Origin of the sequence: Saccharopolyspora antibiotica (assembly GCF_047200635.1) — a bacterium.
Classification (GTDB): domain Bacteria; phylum Actinomycetota; class Actinomycetes; order Mycobacteriales; family Pseudonocardiaceae; genus Saccharopolyspora_C.
Window position 1 is genome coordinate 59,407 of the sequence record NZ_JBJZOI010000006.1, and the last position, 16,599, is coordinate 76,005.

A 16,599-nucleotide genomic window follows, 5' to 3' on the forward strand; every position below is an offset into this window, starting at 1 on the left:
CACCTCCGCCGTCGCCTCCGCTGCCGCCCGGCCCGGGGGACGTGCGCGAGGCGCGTTCCGGGGCTGCCTCGTCGTGCTCGCGCCGGATGACGCGGTGCGGGGTGGTCGTCCGAGGAACGGTCCTGAGGCGGAATCGATGGCCCGCCGAGAACGACCGCGCTAGCGCGGTCGGGAATCGCGTCGGCAGCCGCCGAGTGGGGGGCGATCCGGTCTGGTCGCGACCGTCGCTCGGTGCGCGGACCGCGAGGTGATCACCTGCCCGGCGGTGCGGACACCGCGGGGCAGGTGATCGGTGCTAGTTCTTGCCCGCGCCGACGAGGGTGCTCGCGGACTGCGCCTCTTCCTGGGCCAGGGACTTGCGCACCGCGTTGATCTGGCGGCGGCCCCAGCTCTCGGACAGGCCGTAGCGCCGGGCCAGCTCGGCGGGCTTGACCGGCTGCTCGGCCTCGATCGAGAGGCGGTAGTCGTGGCGGGCGGCGGAACGCTTGTCGCGGTCGCTCATCGGGTGGTCCGGGACCGGAGGCAGGGTGAGGGTGCGCTCGGAGTCGGACTCGTCGGAGCCCGCGGGCTCCGGGTCCGCGGCGGTGCCGGTGGCGTCGGAGACCTCCGCCTCCGCCGGGTGGGCCGGCTCGCCGTCGGCTTCCTCGGCGTCGGTGGCCGCCCCGCTCGCGGGCCGCTCGGCGGCCTCCTCCCGAGCTTCGGCCGGTGCCGCGGTGGCGGTCTCGACCTGGGCCAGGTCCAGCCGGACGGTCGACTCCTCGGGCTCACCGCCGCCGGTCTTCGCGGACGTCACCGGCGCGGCGTCCTCGGGGGCGGTCTTGGTCCGCTCCGGATCCGCGGCAGGTTCCCGCTCGGGGGCCTGCTCGGCGGTCGGCTGCTCGGTCGCCTCCGGCCGGGGCTCGGCGGGCGGGGGCTCGATCGCCGCGAGCTCGGCGGCCGACGGTTCCGGAGTCAGCTGCTCCGGGCCGGACGGCTCCGGGGTCGGCCGCTCCGCGCCGGTCTCCGCCGAAGCCGTGGCCGGCTCGGGCCGCTCCGCAGGGGCGGAGGCCGATTCCTCCTGGGGGGCGGGCACCTCGGCGTTCGCGCGGGCGTTCGCCCGCTGCTCCCGCTCGGCGCGGGCGGCGGCCTGGAGCGCGTTGGCGCGCCGGGTCCCGGGCGGGGCGAGGGTGCCGAGACCGGCGATCTCCTCGACCGGGATGTCGATGACCTGCTTGCGGAAGGCGTCGCTCGTGCTCCGGCGGTCGACCAGCCAGCGCAGCACCAGCAGGCCCGGCCGCAGCCGGAAGCCGCGCATCCCGTGCTTGGCCTCGTAGTCCGCACGCAGCTCCAGCAGCACCACGTCGAACACCGCGACCGCCGCGATCGGCAGCCCGGCGGCGACGATCTGCGCTTCCTGGCTCGGCTGGTGGATCCAGTTGATCCAGGAGCTGACCCCGGTGAACGCCCACATCAGTATCCGGCCGCGCACGGCCGAACGGCCGTTGATGGAGGAGCGGTAGGTCATCAGGGTGCACGCGAACGCGGCGCCGTCGAAGGTGGCGGGCACCAGCCAGGCCGACCAGTAGGTGAACCCGGCCATCGACTGCATCCCGTACTCGTGCAGGCCTACGAAGCTGGCGCCCCAGCCCATCACCGCGGCCATCGCCACGAAGATCAGCGCGGCGATCGACAACGAACGGCTGCCCCGGTCGCCAGGTCCGGGCCGCGCGGCCACCGGATCCTGCTCCGGGTCGCTGACCAGGGTTTCGCTGCTCGTGGCGGCGTCCTGCACGGGGTTTCCTCCAGATTCGCGTGACGGCACGCTCGGCAGTGCCGGATAGTAACTGGAGCCACACCCGTACGAGGGAGCGCCCGTCGTTTTTCGTTGCAGAGCGGCCCGATATGGATGCAATGCGCGGTTTTTTCGTGTGTGCAACCCGCTTTTCGGGTGTAACGATCTCATCCGGCGAAGCTGGAGATCACTTCCGGGTGCGCGTCCGCCCAGCGCGCCGCGGCCGCCTGCTCCTGGCCCTTCGGGGCGCTGTTGACCTCGTTCTCCAGCGAGGCCAACTGCTGGTCGTCCAGGTGGAACCGCTGCACCATGCCGGTCACCTGCGGGAAGTCCGCGCGGAAGCCCGCGCGGCCGACGGCGTGGATCTGCTCGGGCGGGCCCATGGCGCCCCTGGGGTCCGCCAGGTCCTTGATCGGGAACTTCGCGTAGGCCCAGTGCGGGTGCCACAGCGTCACCACGATCGGCTGGTGCGCGTCGACCGAGCGCTGCAACGAGGAGAGCATCGCCGTGGTCGAGGAGGTCTGCAGCACGTACTGACCGGTCAGCCCGTACGCCGGCATCACCTGGTCCCGCGTCACCCGGGTGAGCCCGGCCCCGGGGTCGATGCCGGTGATGGTGCCGCCGAACTCACCCGCGCGACCGCGCAGGTCCTCGATCGAGTTCACGTCGGTCAGGTAGTTCGGCACGGCGATGTTCAGCGTCGCCCGGTCGTACCAGACGCCGAGGTCCTCCAGCCGGTCGTGGTACTGGGCCCAGTAGTCGGCGTGGGTCTGCGGCAGCCAGGAGTCCAGGAACAGGTCGACGTTGCCCTGCGCGAGCCCGGCGTAGGTGGGTCCGGCCTCCAGCTCGGTCAGCCGCACCTGGTAGCCCTGCCGCTCGAGCACGACCTTGTAGAGGTTGCTCACCGCGATCGCCTCGTCCCAGGCGATGTAGCCGATGACGATCCGCTTCTCCTGCTGCCCGGTCTCCGGCGTCCGCCCGCCGCACCCGGCGGCGAGCAGCACCACTGCCGCCAGCAGCGCGAACAGCGCGGTCCAGCGCGATCTCCGCATGGCAGTCCCTTCTGCGCACGAGCCGCGTCACCCGGTGGCGCCGCGGGAGGTGGGGGAGCGGCCGCCCAGCGCGGCCGTGCTCCGGTCCAGGTAGACGGCGAGCACCACGACCGCGACGCCCGCCTCGAACCCGGCGCCGAGCTGCACCCGGGTGACCGCGGTGTAGACCTCGGCCCCCAGGCCCTCGGCACCGACCATTCCCGCGATGACCACCATGGACAGCGCGAGCATGATCACTTGGTTGATGCCGGCCATGATCGAGGGCAGCGCCAGCGGGAGCTGGATGCCGGTCAGGATGCGGTGCGGCGGTGCGCCGAACGCGGCCCCCGCCTCCACCACCTCGGTGTCGACCTGGCGGATCCCCAGCTCGGTCAGCCGCACCCCGGGCGGCAGCGCGAAGATCACCGTGGCGACCACCCCGGGGACCGCGCCGATGTTGAAGAAGAAGATGACCGGGATCAGGTACACGAACGCCGGCATCGTCTGCATCAGGTCCAGCACCGGGCGCACCCCCCGGCTCACCGCCCGGCTGCGCGCGGCCGCTACCCCGAGCGGGACCGCCAGGGCGATGGCGATCGCGCTCGCCACCAGCACCAGCGACAGGGTGAGCATCGCGGGGTCGAACTCCCGCATGCTCAGCACCAGGCCGAAGCCGAGCAGCGCGAACAGCGCGAACCGCCAGCCGCGCAGCCACCAGCCGAGCGCGGCCAGCAGCAGCACCAGCACCCAGGGCGGCGGCCACAGCAGCAGCGCCGCGAGCCCGTCCACCGCCGAGCGGATCACCAGGTCGATGAAGTCGAACAGCGGCCCGATGGTGTCGTTGAGCAGGTTGACCAGGGCCTGGAACCAGTCGCCGAGCGGGATCCTGGGCAGCTCAGCCATCACCGGCCTCCGCCCGCCCGGCCAGCGCGCGCAGCACCGCCTCCGGTTCCAGGACACCGATCAGCCCGCCCGCGTCATCGAGCACCGGGGTGGCGGGCCGCACCTCGGTCAACAGCTCCCGCAGGGTGCGGTGCCCGGCCACCGGCGCGGGCAGCGCGGCCGCGAGCTCCGCGATCCCGGCGGCACTCCCGGCGCGCTCGGCGGCGGCCAGGCCCAGCACGCCCAGCGGCCTGCGCTCCCGGTCGACCACCACCAGCCGATCCGCGCCCCCCTCGCGCAGCAGCCGCAGCGCCCGCTCCGGCGCGCAGTCGGCCTCCGCGCTGAGCACCGGCTCGGCCACCGCGGCCGCGGTGAGCACCCGGCTGCGGTCGACGTTCCGCACGAACCGGGCCACGTAGTCGTCGGCCGGTCGCCGCACGATCTCCGAAGGGGTGCCCAGCTGCACGATGCGGCCCTCCCGCATCACCGCGATCCGGTCGCCGAGGCGCACCGCCTCGTCGAGATCGTGGGTGATGAACACGATCGTCTTGCCCAGCTCGGCTTGCAGCCGCACCAGCTGGTCCTGGACCTCGCGCTTGATCAGCGGGTCCAGCGCGCTGAACGCCTCGTCCATCAGCAGCACTTCGGTGCCCGCCGCCAGCGCCCTGGCCAGCCCGACCCGCTGCCGCATCCCGCCGGAGAGCTGCCGGGGGTACCGCCGCTCCCAGCCGGTCAGCCCGACCAGCTCCAGCGCCTCGGCCGCGCGCTGCGCCACCTGCCGCGGCGGGAGGCGCTGGATCCGCGGTCCGTACTCGACGTTGTCCAGCACGCTGCGGTGCGGCAGCAGCGCGAAGTGCTGGAACACCATGCTCATCCGGCGCTGCCGCAGCTCGCGCAGCGCCCGTCCGCGCAGCGCGGTGACGTCCTCGGACCCCACCAGCACTCGCCCCTCGGTCGGCGTGAGCAGTCCGTTGAGCATCCGGATCAGCGTGGACTTGCCGGAACCGGACAGGCCCATCACCACGAACAGCTCCCCGGAGAGCACCTCGAAGGAGGCGTCCAGCACCGCCACCGTCGCGTCCCCGGTCCCGGGCTCGCCCGCCCTGGCGCGCCGCAGGGCCGACGTCGGCCGCGCGCCGAAGACCTTGCTGAGCCCGCTCGCCCGCACCGATGTCAACGCCTCGCCCCCTCCGCCCGCCGCGAGGATCGCGGTGGAGAACCGCGCGTGCCGGGAGACCCGCGCCTCCCCGCTGGGACGGTAGGGCGGTCCGGCGGGCCGCCGACATCGCCGAAAGTCCCGATCCCCACCGCTCTCACGATGTGTGCCGCGGAAGCACCGCCGGAGCGGGGACGATTAAGGTCGGGTGCATGCAACCCTGGTCGTCGGTCCCCGTGCCCCAGGTTCCGGGCACGCCTCACCCCCTCCGGCTCTACGACACCGCCGCCGGTGAGATCCGGGTCACCACCCCCGGCCCGGTGGCGCGGATGTACGTCTGCGGCATCACCCCCTACGACGCCACGCACCTCGGCCACGCCGCCACCTACCTGGCGTTCGACCTGGTGCACCGGCTGTGGCTGGACAACGGCCACGAGGTGCACTACGTGCAGAACGTGACCGACATCGACGACCCGCTGCTGGAGCGCGCCGACCGCGACGGCGAGGACTGGGTCGTGCTGGCCATGCGGGAGACCGCGCTGTTCCGGGAGGACATGAACGCGCTGCGGGTGCTGCCGCCGCAGGACTTCATCGGCGCGGTCGAGGCGATGCCGGAGATCATCGAGGCCGTCGGCAAGCTGCTGTCCTCGGGCGCCGCCTACCGGCTCGACGACGACGAGTACCCGGACGTCTACTACCGGCACGACGCGACCGGCCGGTTCGGCTCGGAGTCGCACTGCACCCCCGAGGAGATGGACCGGTTCTTCGCCGAGCGCGGCGGCGACCCGGAGCGACCGGGCAAGGAGCACCCGCTGGACGCGCTGCTGTGGCGGGCGGCCCGGCCGGGCGAGCCGTCCTGGGACTCCGAGCTCGGGCCGGGCCGCCCCGGCTGGCACCTGGAGTGCTCGGTGATCGCGCTCAACCGGCTGCGGATGAACTTCGACGTGCAGGGCGGCGGCTCCGACCTGGCGTTCCCGCACCACGAGTTCAGCGCCGCGCACGCCGAGGCGCTCACCGGCGAGCACCCCTTCGCGCGGCACTACTGCCACGCGGGCATGGTCGGGCTCGACGGCGAGAAGATGTCCAAGTCCAAGGGGAACCTGGTGTTCGTCTCGCGGCTGCGCGGTGACCGGGTGGACCCGATGGCGGTGCGGCTGGCGCTGCTCGACGCGCACTACCGCAGCGATCGCTCCTGGACCGCCGACGCGCTCACCGCGGGCACCGCCCGGCTCGCCCGCTGGCGGCAGGCGGTGGCGCTGGCCACCGGCCCGGCGGCGGGACCGGCGATCGACGAGCTGCGCGAACGGCTCGCCGACGACCTCGACACCGAGCGGGCCTTGCGGGCCGTCGACGCCTGGGTCGACGCGGCGCTGACCGGGACCGGCGAGGACGCCACCGCCCCCGGGGAGATCCGCACCGCGGTGGACGCCCTGCTCGGCGTGCGGCTCTGACCGGCGCGCGAGAACGCCCTCCGGATCACCGCGATCCGGAGGGCGTCGTGCTGTTCGGGGCCGGTCAGCCGGGGCCCGGGCCCAGCGGGCCCTTGCCCCCCGGGCCGCGGCGGCGCAGGTAGCGCTCGAACTCGGCCGCGATGGCGTCACCGCTGGTCTCGGTGAGCTTCACCTCGGCGTCGCCGCGCTCCTCCAGCGCCCGGACGTAGTTGCGGACGTCCTCGTCCTCCTCGGCCATCTCGCTGACGGTGGTCTCCCACTCCTCGGCCTGGTCGGGCAGGTTGCCCAGCGGGACCTCCAGGTCCAGGGCGTCCTCCACCCGGTGCAGCAGCGCGAGCGTCGCCTTCGGCGAGGGCGGCTGCGAGACGTAGTGCGGGACGGCGGCCCAGAAGGAGATCGCCGGGATGCCCGACTGCACGCACGAGTCCTGGAAGATCCCGACGATGCCCGTCGGCCCCTCGTAGGTCGAGCGCTCCAGCCCGTAGCGGGTCGCGGAGTCCGCGTCGTAGGCGGTGCCCGTCACCGGCACCGGCCGCGTGTGCGGGGAGTCCGCGAGCAGCGCGCCCAGCGACACCACCGTGCGCACGCCCGCCTGGTCGAGGTGCGACAGCAGTTCCGCGCAGAAGGCGTTCCAGCGCATGTTCGGCTCGATCCCGTGCACCAGCACCACGTCGTGCTGCGCGCCGGGAGGGCGGCACACCGACAGCCGCGTCGTCGGCCAGCTCACCTTGCGGGTCACCCCGTCCACCAGCTTCACCGTGGGCCGGGAGACCTGGAAGTCGTAGTACGGGTCCGGGTCGATCTCGGCCAGCGGTGAAGCGTCCCAGGTGAGTTCGAGGTGTTCGATCGCGGAGCTGGCGGCATCTCCCGCGTCGTTCCAGCCCTCGAAGCCGATGACAGCGATCGGGTCGGTCGGCCCGGCGGGTTTCCCTTCGCTCGACGTCCCCTCGGTCGGATTCCTCTCGTTCCGGTCCACCTGGTCTGCGGAGCGTGGTTCGCGATCGTTCACCGCGTCAGCCTACGACCTATCGCTGACACGAGCTCCCGACATCCCGGTAGCGATTCGGACGCGGCGGGGAGTCATCTGCCACGTCCCCTGTCAGCGGTCGGCGGGGCTTTGCTGTACTGGGGGGCGTGGCAGAGATGAGCACGCCGAGACCGGGGCGCGATGACTGACCGCCCCGACGCCGTCCTGTTCGACATGGACGGCACCCTGGTCGATTCCGAGAAGTTGTGGTCGATTTCCCTGACCGACTACGCGGCCTACCGCGGCGGCGAGCTCAGCGTCGCGACCCGCGAGTCGATGGTCGGGTCGAACATGACCACCAGCATGAGGATGCTGCTGGCCGACCTCGGGCTGCCCGAGGACCCGGCCGCCGTGGCCGAGGCCGCCGGCTGGGTGGAGGCGCGCAGCGCCGAGCTGTTCCGGCGCGGCCTGCCGTGGCGGCCCGGGGCGCGCGAGGCGCTGGCCCAGGTGCGGGAGCTGAGCATCCCGGCCGCCCTGGTGACCTCCACCATCCGCTCCCTGGCGGAGATCGCGCTCGACACCCTCGGGCGCGGGTCCTTCGAGGTCACGGTGTGCGGCGACGAGGTCGGCGGGCGCAACAAGCCCGACCCCGAGCCGTACCTGCGGGCGGCCCGGCTGCTCGACGTCGACCCGGTCCGCTGCGTGGCGGTGGAAGACTCGCCCACCGGGGTCGCCGCGGCAGTCGCTGCCGGCTGCACCGTGATCGCCGTGCCCTGCGAGGTCCCGCTGGAACCGGGGGAGCGCCGGGTGCTGCTGGACTCCCTGGAGTCGATGGACGTGGCGGGGCTCGGCGGGCTGCTTCCCGACGCCGTCGCCTGACCGGGTCCGGCGTCGGCGGGCCGCCCGCGGGATGCGAGGATCGCACCCCGTGAAGACCTTCGACGAGCTGTTCAGCGAGCTCCAGGAACGCGCCCGCACCCGCCCGGAGGGGTCGGCGACCGTCGCCGCCCTGGACGCCGGGGTGCACGCGCAGGGCAAGAAGGTCATCGAAGAGGCGGGCGAGGTGTGGCTCGCGGCCGAGCACGAGTCGGACGAGGCGCTGGCCGAGGAGATCTCGCAGCTGCTGTACCGCCTGCAGGTCGTGATGCTCGCCCGCGGCCTCAGCCCGGAGGACGTCTACCGGTACCTCTGAGCCCGGTTCGTCCGCTTCGTCCGATCATCGGTCGGATGAATCCGCACTCGGGCGCTCCACCGCGCTGATCGCTCCGCCATAATCGGGGTGATCTTGGAGCGATGAGGTGGGGGTGAGGGACATGGCCGTCGTGCAGCCGGGAGAGGCCGCTCCCCGTTGGGAACTGCTGGCGGGAATGCCGTGCTGGATCGAGCTGGCCACCACGGACGTGGAGGAGGCCTGCGCTTTCTACGCGGACCTGTTCGGCTGGGAGTACGAGACGCACCACGCGGGGGAGCCCGGCGAGCACGTCGTCGCCTCCCGGGACGGGTTCCCCGTCGCCAGCATCCGCCGCTCCGCGTCGGGGAACTCGGTGTGGCGGCTGTTCCTCGCCACCCAGGACGTCGACGAGACCATCGAGCAGGCCGAGTCGGAGGGCGCCGAGCTGGTGGTGCCCGCCTCGGACGTGCCCGGCCTCGGCCGCAAGGGCGTCCTCGTCGGCCCCTCCGACGCCGAGTTCGGGCTGCTCTCGCCCGCCGAGTCCTGGCAGTTCGACGTCGGCCTGCCGGGCACCCTGATGTGGGCGGAGCTCGTCACCATCAAGGCCCAGACCGCCGACAACTTCTTCCAGCGCCTGTTCGGCTACACCGCCGAGCAGTTCGGCGCCGAGAACCGCTCCAACTACTCGGTCTGGTACCTCGGCGACGAGTCCGTGCTGGCCAGGGTCAGCATGATCCGCGACTACATCACCCCCGACACCCGGCCGCACTGGCTGCTCTACCTGGGCGCCGACGCCCGGGAGGGCATCGACGAGCTGGTGCACCGGGCCATCGCGGCCGGGGCCCGCGTCCGGGTCGACCCCTACGGCTCCAGCATCGGGCGCGTCGCGGTGCTGCGGGATCCCACCGGGGCCCGGTTCGCCGTGGTCGACCCGACCCAGGCGAGCGACTGGTTCGACAGCGCGGCCAACTTCGACCCCTACGACGACTGAGCCCCCGGCTCCCGCCCGTGCCGCGGTGCGGGCGGCCGGGCGCGGTCGAGCCGGTCCCGGGCCAGCGGGCTCGCCGCTGGCGGGTACCTCGCCCGGCCGATCAGCGCTTCGTGATGAGCAGGGCTTGGGCGGAGCGGGCCACCGAGCCCGTCAGGTCGTGGACCTCGGAGGCGGCGACGCCGCCTCCGTCCGGGCCGATCGTGGTCTCGGCGTCGAGGCCCACCCACTCGCCCGCGGGCTCGCGGTGCAGGTGCACGGTGAGGTCGGTGTTCGCGTAGGACCAGTCGGCCATGCTCGCGCGGCCGGAGGCCCCGCTCGTCGAGTCCACGACCGCGAACAGCCGTTGCAGCGGGCTCGGCTCCTCCCCGGCGACGAGCGGGATCCGCTGGCGCGCCCACATCCGGGCCCGGCCCGGCTCGGCGCCCGGGCCCGCGCGCCACTCCATCGCCGCCGAGTAGCCGCGGTTCCAGCCGTCGATGCCGGGCACCTCCGGCCAGGACTCCGGATCGCCCAGCGGCGCCCGCTCGCCCCCGGCGACCGCCGCGCTGTCCCCGCGCACCATCCGCCAGGCGCGTGCCGTCGCGCAGGTGCGACCGCCCGCCGCGAGCTCGGCCGCCACCAGTTGCACCGAGCGTCCCGGCCGCAGCACCTCCCCGCGCACCTGGAGCTCGCCCACCGGTACCGGGCCGAGCACGTCCACCGACACCCGGCGGATCGCCGCGCCCGGGGTCGGCTCGCAGGCCTCCAGGGCCCGCACCAGCAGCGCCGAGACCGGCCCCAGGTGCTGCGCCCGGTCCGACCACGGCCCGGCCGTCGCCTCGGTCGCCCGGAACCCGCCCCCGCCCAGCGCCTCGTAGAACGCGGCTTCCTCCGCCACGGCGTGCCTCCTCGTCAGTCGGTGCGGTCCAGCAGTGATTCCGGCCCCGGGTCCGGCTCCGGCCAGCCCGGGTAGGGCGGGGGAGTGCCGCCGAACTCCGGGCACCGGGACCGGTGGTCGCAGTAGTCGCACAGCTTGCTGCGGTTCGGCCGGAAGTCACCGGTGCGCCCGGCGCGCAGGATCGCTTGCCAGATCGCCTCCAGCGTCCGCTCGAAGCGGCGCAGCTCGGCCTCGTCCGGCGCGTAGGCCAGCGACTGCTCGTCCGAGAGGTACATCAGCTGGAGGCGGCGCGGGATCTCGCCGCGGGTGCGCCACAGCACCAGCGCGTAGAACTTCATCTGGAACAGCGCCTTGGCCTCGCCGATCTCGCGGGGAGCCGCGCCCGTCTTGTAGTCGACCAGCCGGATCTCCCCGGTCGGGGCCACGTCCACCCGGTCGATGAACCCGCGCAGCAGCAGACCGGAGTCCAGCTCGGTCTCCACCCGCAGCTCGCAGGCCTCCGGTTCCAGGCGGCTCGGGTCCTCCAGCGCGAAGTACGAGTCCAGCAGCCGCGTCGCCGACTTCAGCCAGGTGCCCAGCTCCGGGTCCTCCGGGCCGTCGAACAGCGCCTCCAGCTCCGGTTGCCCGGCGCGCAGCTCCTCCCAGGCCGGTTCCAGCAGCTCCCGCGCGTGCTCGGCGTCCCGCTGCGCGGCGGGCAGCGCGAACAGCCGCTCCAGCACGGAGTGCACCACGGTGCCGCGCACCTGGGCGCGCGTCGGCGTCTCCGGCAGCCGGTCCACCGCGCGGAAGCGGTACAGCAGGGGGCACTGCTTGAAGTCCCCCGCGCGGGAGGGCGACAGCGCCGGGCGCCGCCTGCCCGCTGCCGGGTCGCCCGCCCCGGCGAGCGCCGTGCGGGATCCGTCGCTGGTCCGGGCCGGTTCCACCATGCCCCGCACCTTAGATCAGCCCTCCGACGGAATCGGCGGGCGTGGCGGATCACCGGGTGCTCACGCCGCCCGCTCTACGCTGTGGGCCATGTCCGCCACCTCAGCCCGCGGCCGCCCCGCTCACCCGGACCACGGCCTGCTGCTGGGCCGGGTGGCGGGCGTGCCGGTGCTGCTGTCGCCGTCGTGGTGGGTAGGCGCCGCGTTCATCGTGCTGCTCTACACCCCGCTGGTCACCCGGATCCTGCCCGAGGCCGGGGTGTGGACCAGCGCGTTCCTCGCCGCGGTGTGCACGGTGCTGCTGGCGGTCTCGGTGCTGCTGCACGAGCTCGGGCACTGCCTGGTGGCGCTGCGGCTGGGGTTGCCGGTGCGGCGGGTGCGGCTGTTCCTGCTCGGCGGGGTCTCCGAGATCAGCCGGGACCCGGCGACGCCGTCCCAGGAGGGTCTGGTCGCCGCCGCGGGGCCCGCGGTCTCGGTGCTGCTGGCCGCCGTCACCGGTGCCGGCTGGCTCGCGATGGATCCGGACGGGGTGCTCTGGCTCCTCGTCGCGCAGACCTGCGTGGTCAACCTCGCGGTGGCCGTGTTCAACCTGCTGCCGGGGCTGCCGCTGGACGGGGGCCGGATGCTGCGCTCGGCGCTGTGGGCCCTGACCGGGCGCAGGCGGACGGGCACGACGGCGGGCGTCGTCGGGGCCGGGCTGGTCGCCGCCGGGTTGCTCGTGTGGGCGCTGGCCGGACTGCTGCAGGACGTCGACGACCAGTGGCTGCGGTTGCTGGCCTGCGTGTTCATGGTGTGGTTCGTCATCGCGGGCGCCACCGCCGAGCACGCCGCCGAGCAGCGCCGCGGCAGGCCGGTCGGGGTCTCCCTCGCGGAGGTGATGCGCCCGGTGCTGCAACTGCCCGCGGAGAGCCCGGTGAGCGATGCGCTGGTGGCCGCGGCCGGGCGCGGGGTGGTGCTGGTGCGCGCCGACGGAGTCGCGGTCGGCCTGCTCGACCAGTCCGCCGCCGAACGGCTCGCCACCCGCTCCCCGCGCGATCCGGCCGAGCGCGCCGCCGAGCCGGTCGAGCCGGACACCATCCTGGTGCGGGGAGAGCCGGGCGAAGCCGTCCTGGAACGGGTGCGTACCGTACTCGCCTGGCAGTTCCTCGTCATCGACACCGACGGCAGGCCCTGCGGAGTGCTGCGGCGGGAGGACCTGCGCAGCGCGCTCCGCGCCCGCAACCGCGAACGGTGAGCACGGGCGGGGCGCCGCCGCCCCCCGCCGAGCGCCTCGGAGCACCGGCGGGATCGTCTTGCCGAACGCGCACATGGAGGCCTGCACACGTGAGCACCGTCAGCGGTGAGTTCCAGCCCGGCGACCGGGTCCAGCTGACCGATCCGAAGGGCAGGCACTACACCGTCGTGCTGGAGACCGGCGGCGAGTACCACACCCACCGCGGCGCGCTGGCGCACGACGAGCTCATCGGCCGCCCCGAGGGCTCGGTGGTCACCTCGGCGGGCGGCACGTCGTTCCTGGCGGTGCGGCCGCTGCTGTCCGACTACGTGCTGTCCATGCCGCGCGGGGCGCAGGTCATCTACCCGAAGGACGCCGCGCAGATCCTCATGTGGGGCGACATCCGCCCCGGCGCCCGCGTGCTGGAGGCCGGTGCCGGTTCCGGTGCCCTCACCTGCTCGCTGCTGCGCGCGGTGGGGGAGCGGGGCAGCGTCGTCTCCTACGAGATCCGCGAGGACCACGCCGAGCACGCCGAGCGCAACGTGCGCAAGTTCCACGGCGAGCTGCCGGAGAACTGGACGCTCCGGGTCCGCGATCTCGCCGAGTACGACGAGGGCCAGGTGGACCGCGTCGTGCTGGACATGCTCTCGCCGTGGGACGTGCTGGACACGGTGTTCGCGAACCTCATCCCCGGCGGGGTGCTCGTCGTCTACGTGGCGACCACGACGCAGCTGTCGCGGGTCACCGAGGCGCTGCGCGAGCAGCAGTGCTGGACCGAGCCGCAGGCCTGGGAGACGCTGATCCGTCCCTGGCACGTGGTCGGCCTGGCCGTCCGCCCCGAGCACCGCATGGTCGCGCACACGGCGTTCCTGCTGGTCACCCGGCGCCTCGCCGATGGAGTGACCCCGCCGCGGCCCCAGCGCCGCCCCAGCAAGGGCTGAGCGCGCCTCCGCCCGGGCCAGGCGCCGCGGGAGGTTCCCGGCAGGTGGAGGGGTGGCGCGGCCGCCACCCCTCCCGGGCTCACTGGCCGAGCTTGCAGATCTTCCACTCGCCGTCCTCGACGGTGAGGACGATGTTCTGGTCCACCGGCATGGTGGCGCCGCCCAGGGTGTAGCTGCCGTCCAGCTCGGCGCGGGCCTGCTCGCCCTCGGCGGTGACCCGGCCCAGCCGCACCTGGTACTGGCCGCTGGAGAGCTGCTGGAACTGCTGTTCGAGCTCGCCGCGGTTGGCCTCGCACAGCTGCCCGGACAGCGAGCCGAAGTCGCCCGCGTTGACCTTGTCCACGAGGTCCTGGGCCACCGGGCGCGGTTCACCGGGGTCGGCTCCGCCGCCGAACAGGAAGATCCCGCCCACGACACCACCGGCCACGACGAGCACGCCCACGCCGCCGAGGATCCACGGCAGCGGCGAGCGGCGACGGGGTTCCTGCTGCTCGGTGCTGTCCTGGGTCCACGCGCCCGCGGCGAACTCCCCGCCCCAGTCCGGGGCGGGCGGGTGGCCGAACTGCTGTCCGAACTGCTGCTGGCCGAACGGGTCCTGGCCGGGGTGCGCGGGGAACGGGTGCTGCCCCGGCTGCGCGGGCACGCCGGTGATGGGGCCCTGCGGCCAGCCCGCGTGCTGGTTCCCGTAGAACGCGGGCTGCTGCTGCGGTGGCGGGGCCGATGCCCCGTCCGCCGGATCCCCGGCGGGTCGCTGCCCCCACCCGCCCGGTCCGGGCTGCTGCGGCGGATAGGTCATGGGATGTTCCTCCCCCAAGTTCTGCTTGCCTGCCGCACCGGGTGCGGTCGCCCTCTGTCTCGGCGGAGCAAGTAGACCAGAACGCGCGCGGGCCTTGGTCAGGAGTGGACCTATCGCCCGGATCACCCTCGCGAGGTCGGCGGGTGAGATAGCCGACATGAGGATCTCGCCGGAGGACGTTTCGGCCGCACCGCCGCGGTGTTGTTCCAAATGATGGGAGAAGTCGGACACGCCAGGGCCGCATCGCGCCGCGACGACACCCGGTTGTCAGGTCAGCGACACCCGGATGCCGAGGATCGGCACCGAACGCGGTGGCGCCGCGAGAACCCGTGGTCGTGCGGCCGGGTTCGGCGACCGCCGCACCGGCCCCGGGGCACCGAATGGACCATGATCGTGAACGCACCGTGTTCACCGTCCACTCCCACCACGCCCGGGCCGCGCGCCGCAGGCCGCCCGAGTCATGGGTATTCGCCGAATTTTGTGGCACGCTGACGGATCCGGCGGGCCAATCACGACGCCGCCGTCGTCGGTGATCGCCGGTACCGTGGTGGTACGAGCACGGGAGGAGGGTGCCGATATGCAGCACGACCGTCCCGGCAGCCGGCCTGAGGAGGGCGGCGAGCAGCAGCCCGGCGGGCAAGCCGAGCTCAACAGCCAGATTCGTCTGCTCCAGGACGAAGTGGCGTTGCTGCGCCGAAAGCTCAACGAGTCCCCCCAACAGGCCCGGTTGCTGGAGAAGCGGCTGGCCGAGGCATCCGAACGGGTGAGCCAGCTCACCGAACGGAACGCCAAACTCACCGAGACCCTGAAGGAAGCGCGCGGCCAGCTCACGGCCCTGCGCGAGGAGGTCGACCGCCTCGCCCAACCTCCGAGCGGCTACGGGACCTTCCTGCGCCAGTTCGAGGACGGCACGGTCGACGTGTTCACCTCCGGCCGCAAGATGCGGGTCGCCGTCTCGCCGAACGTGGAGCTCGACGAGCTCAAGCTGGGCCAGTCGGTCCGGCTCAACGAGGCGCTCACGGTGGTGGAGGCCGGTTCCTTCGAGCAGATCGGCGAGGTCTGCACCTTCCGGGAAATCCTGCCCCCCGGCCTGACCGAAGGTCCCGACGGCCTCAGCCGCGCGCTGGTGCTGGGCCACACGGACGAGGAGCGCGTCGTCTGGCTGACCGGTCCGCTGGTGGACGCCGGGCTGAAGTCCGGTGACTCCGTGCTGGTCGACAGCAAGGCGGGCTACGCCTACGACACGGTGCCCAAGGCCGAGGTCGAGGACCTCGTGCTCGAGGAGGTCCCGGACGTCGGCTACCTGGACATCGGCGGTCTGAGCGGTCAGATCGAGCAGATCCGGGACGCGGTGGAGCTGCCGTTCCTGCACTCCGAGCTCTACGTGCAGTACCAGCTGCAACCGCCCAAGGGCGTGCTGCTGTACGGGCCGCCCGGGTGCGGCAAGACGCTCATCGCCAAGGCGGTGGCCAACTCGCTGGCCAAGAAGGTCGCCGCCGCGCGCGGGGACGACGACGGTCAGGCGAAGTCCTACTTCCTGAACATCAAGGGTCCCGAACTGCTGAACAAGTTCGTGGGCGAGACGGAGCGGCACATCCGGCTGATCTTCCAGCGCGCCAGGGAGAAGGCCTCGGAGGGCACTCCGGTCATCGTGTTCTTCGACGAGATGGACTCGATCTTCCGCACCCGCGGCAGCGGGGTGTCCTCGGACGTCGAGACGACGATCGTGCCCCAGCTGCTGTCGGAGATCGACGGCGTCGAGGGCTTGGAGAACGTCATCGTCATCGGCGCCTCGAACCGCGAGGACATGATCGACCCCGCGATCCTGCGGCCCGGCAGGCTCGACGTGAAGATCAAGATCGAGCGCCCGGACGCCGAATCGGCCAAGGACATCTTCTCCAAGTACCTCACCGACGCGCTGCCGGTCCACGAGGAGGACCTGCTCGAGTTCGGCGGTGACAAGGCGGCCTGCATCGACGCGATGATCCAGACCACCGTGGAGCGGATGTACGCCGAGACCGACGAGAACCGGTTCCTGGAGGTCACCTACGCCAACGGGGACAAGGAGGTCCTGTACTTCAAGGACTTCAACTCCGGCGCGATGATCCAGAACATCGTGGACCGCTCGAAGAAGGCCGCGATCAAGTCGGTCCTCGACACCGGGCAGCCCGGCCTGCGGGTGCAGCACCTGCAGGACGCGATCATCGACGAGTTCGCCGAGAACGAGGACCTCCCCAACACCACCAACCCGGACGACTGGGCGCGGATCTCGGGCAAGAAGGGCGAGCGGATCGTCTACATCCGGACCCTGGTCAGCGGCAAGAACCAGGAGTCGGGCCGGGCGATCGACACGGCCACCAACACCGGCCAGTACCTGTAGAACGAGGTGGTTCCGCGGCGGGCACCGGTCTCCCGGGCCCGCCGCGGAA

Annotated in this window: 15 protein-coding genes; 7 read left to right on the top strand and 8 right to left on the bottom strand. The window is 73.0% G+C overall.

The features are described 5' to 3' along the window. Positions 1–295: 295 nt before the first annotated feature. The 4 genes from ACL03H_RS05950 to ACL03H_RS05965 form a co-directional block, all read right to left on the bottom strand. Positions 296–1,771 carry a DUF2637 domain-containing protein gene (locus tag ACL03H_RS05950; RefSeq protein WP_412810071.1) on the bottom strand — a complete coding sequence of 492 codons (1,476 nt, stop codon included), beginning with the start codon at positions 1,769–1,771 and terminating at the stop codon, positions 296–298. Positions 1,772–1,938: 167 nt separating this feature from the next. Next, positions 1,939–2,823 carry a glycine betaine ABC transporter substrate-binding protein gene (locus ACL03H_RS05955; RefSeq protein ID WP_412810072.1) on the bottom strand — a complete coding sequence of 295 codons (885 nt, stop codon included), beginning with the start codon at positions 2,821–2,823 and terminating at the stop codon, positions 1,939–1,941. 27 nt (positions 2,824–2,850) lie between these two features. After that, a complete protein-coding gene (locus ACL03H_RS05960; protein WP_412810073.1) occupies positions 2,851–3,705 on the bottom strand; it encodes an ABC transporter permease in 855 nt (284 codons plus the stop codon). Next, on the bottom strand, positions 3,698–4,852 hold the full coding sequence (locus tag ACL03H_RS05965; RefSeq protein WP_412810236.1) for a quaternary amine ABC transporter ATP-binding protein: 1,155 nt from the start codon (positions 4,850–4,852) through the stop codon (positions 3,698–3,700). The genes ACL03H_RS05960 and ACL03H_RS05965 overlap by 8 nt, the downstream gene beginning before the upstream one ends. A 200-nt stretch (positions 4,853–5,052) precedes the next feature. Here ACL03H_RS05965 and mshC point away from each other — a divergent pair, with 200 nt between their 5' ends. After that, complete coding sequence (mshC, locus tag ACL03H_RS05970) at positions 5,053–6,291, top strand: cysteine--1-D-myo-inosityl 2-amino-2-deoxy-alpha-D-glucopyranoside ligase (RefSeq protein ID WP_412810074.1); 1,239 nt, start codon at positions 5,053–5,055, stop codon at positions 6,289–6,291. A gap of 64 nt (positions 6,292–6,355) precedes the next feature. Here the strand turns inward: mshC and ACL03H_RS05975 are convergent, their stop codons facing one another. Next, positions 6,356–7,300, bottom strand: a complete 945-nt coding sequence (locus ACL03H_RS05975; RefSeq protein WP_412810075.1) for a PAC2 family protein — start codon at positions 7,298–7,300, stop codon at positions 6,356–6,358. A 159-nt stretch (positions 7,301–7,459) separates the two neighbouring features. On the opposite strand from ACL03H_RS05975, the gene ACL03H_RS05980 reads away from it, so the two are divergent. The 3 genes from ACL03H_RS05980 (at position 7,460) to ACL03H_RS05990 (ending at position 9,420) form a co-directional block, all read left to right on the top strand. Beyond that, positions 7,460–8,137, top strand: a complete 678-nt coding sequence (locus tag ACL03H_RS05980; protein WP_412810076.1) for an HAD family hydrolase — start codon at positions 7,460–7,462, stop codon at positions 8,135–8,137. Positions 8,138–8,186: 49 nt separating this feature from the next. Beyond that, positions 8,187–8,450, top strand: coding sequence for a phosphoribosyl-ATP diphosphatase (locus tag ACL03H_RS05985; protein WP_412810077.1), 264 nt, complete (start codon positions 8,187–8,189; stop codon positions 8,448–8,450). A gap of 121 nt (positions 8,451–8,571) precedes the next feature. Continuing rightward, positions 8,572–9,420 (top strand): VOC family protein, encoded by an 849-nt coding sequence (locus ACL03H_RS05990; RefSeq protein ID WP_412810078.1) that lies wholly within the window; start codon positions 8,572–8,574, stop codon positions 9,418–9,420. A 100-nt stretch (positions 9,421–9,520) separates the two neighbouring features. On the opposite strand, the gene ACL03H_RS05995 is transcribed toward ACL03H_RS05990, so the two are convergent. Both ACL03H_RS05995 and ACL03H_RS06000 read right to left on the bottom strand, forming a co-directional pair. Then, positions 9,521–10,297 (bottom strand): thioesterase family protein, encoded by a 777-nt coding sequence (locus ACL03H_RS05995; RefSeq protein ID WP_412810079.1) that lies wholly within the window; start codon positions 10,295–10,297, stop codon positions 9,521–9,523. A 14-nt stretch (positions 10,298–10,311) separates the two neighbouring features. Continuing rightward, positions 10,312–11,223, bottom strand: coding sequence for a RecB family exonuclease (locus ACL03H_RS06000; protein WP_412810080.1), 912 nt, complete (start codon positions 11,221–11,223; stop codon positions 10,312–10,314). 88 nt (positions 11,224–11,311) lie between these two features. Between ACL03H_RS06000 and ACL03H_RS06005 the strand changes: the two genes are divergently transcribed. Beyond that, positions 11,312–12,454, top strand: coding sequence for a site-2 protease family protein (locus tag ACL03H_RS06005; protein ID WP_412810081.1), 1,143 nt, complete (start codon positions 11,312–11,314; stop codon positions 12,452–12,454). 89 nt (positions 12,455–12,543) lie between these two features. Next, positions 12,544–13,374 carry a tRNA (adenine-N1)-methyltransferase gene (locus ACL03H_RS06010; protein WP_412810082.1) on the top strand — a complete coding sequence of 277 codons (831 nt, stop codon included), beginning with the start codon at positions 12,544–12,546 and terminating at the stop codon, positions 13,372–13,374. Positions 13,375–13,453: 79 nt separating this feature from the next. Here the strand turns inward: ACL03H_RS06010 and ACL03H_RS06015 are convergent, their stop codons facing one another. Next, positions 13,454–14,170 carry an Rv0361 family membrane protein gene (locus ACL03H_RS06015; protein WP_412810083.1) on the bottom strand — a complete coding sequence of 239 codons (717 nt, stop codon included), beginning with the start codon at positions 14,168–14,170 and terminating at the stop codon, positions 13,454–13,456. A 577-nt stretch (positions 14,171–14,747) separates the two neighbouring features. Here ACL03H_RS06015 and arc point away from each other — a divergent pair. Next, positions 14,748–16,550, top strand: coding sequence for a proteasome ATPase (gene arc / locus ACL03H_RS06020; RefSeq protein WP_412810084.1), 1,803 nt, complete (start codon positions 14,748–14,750; stop codon positions 16,548–16,550). The last annotated feature ends 49 nt before the right edge of the window (positions 16,551–16,599 follow it).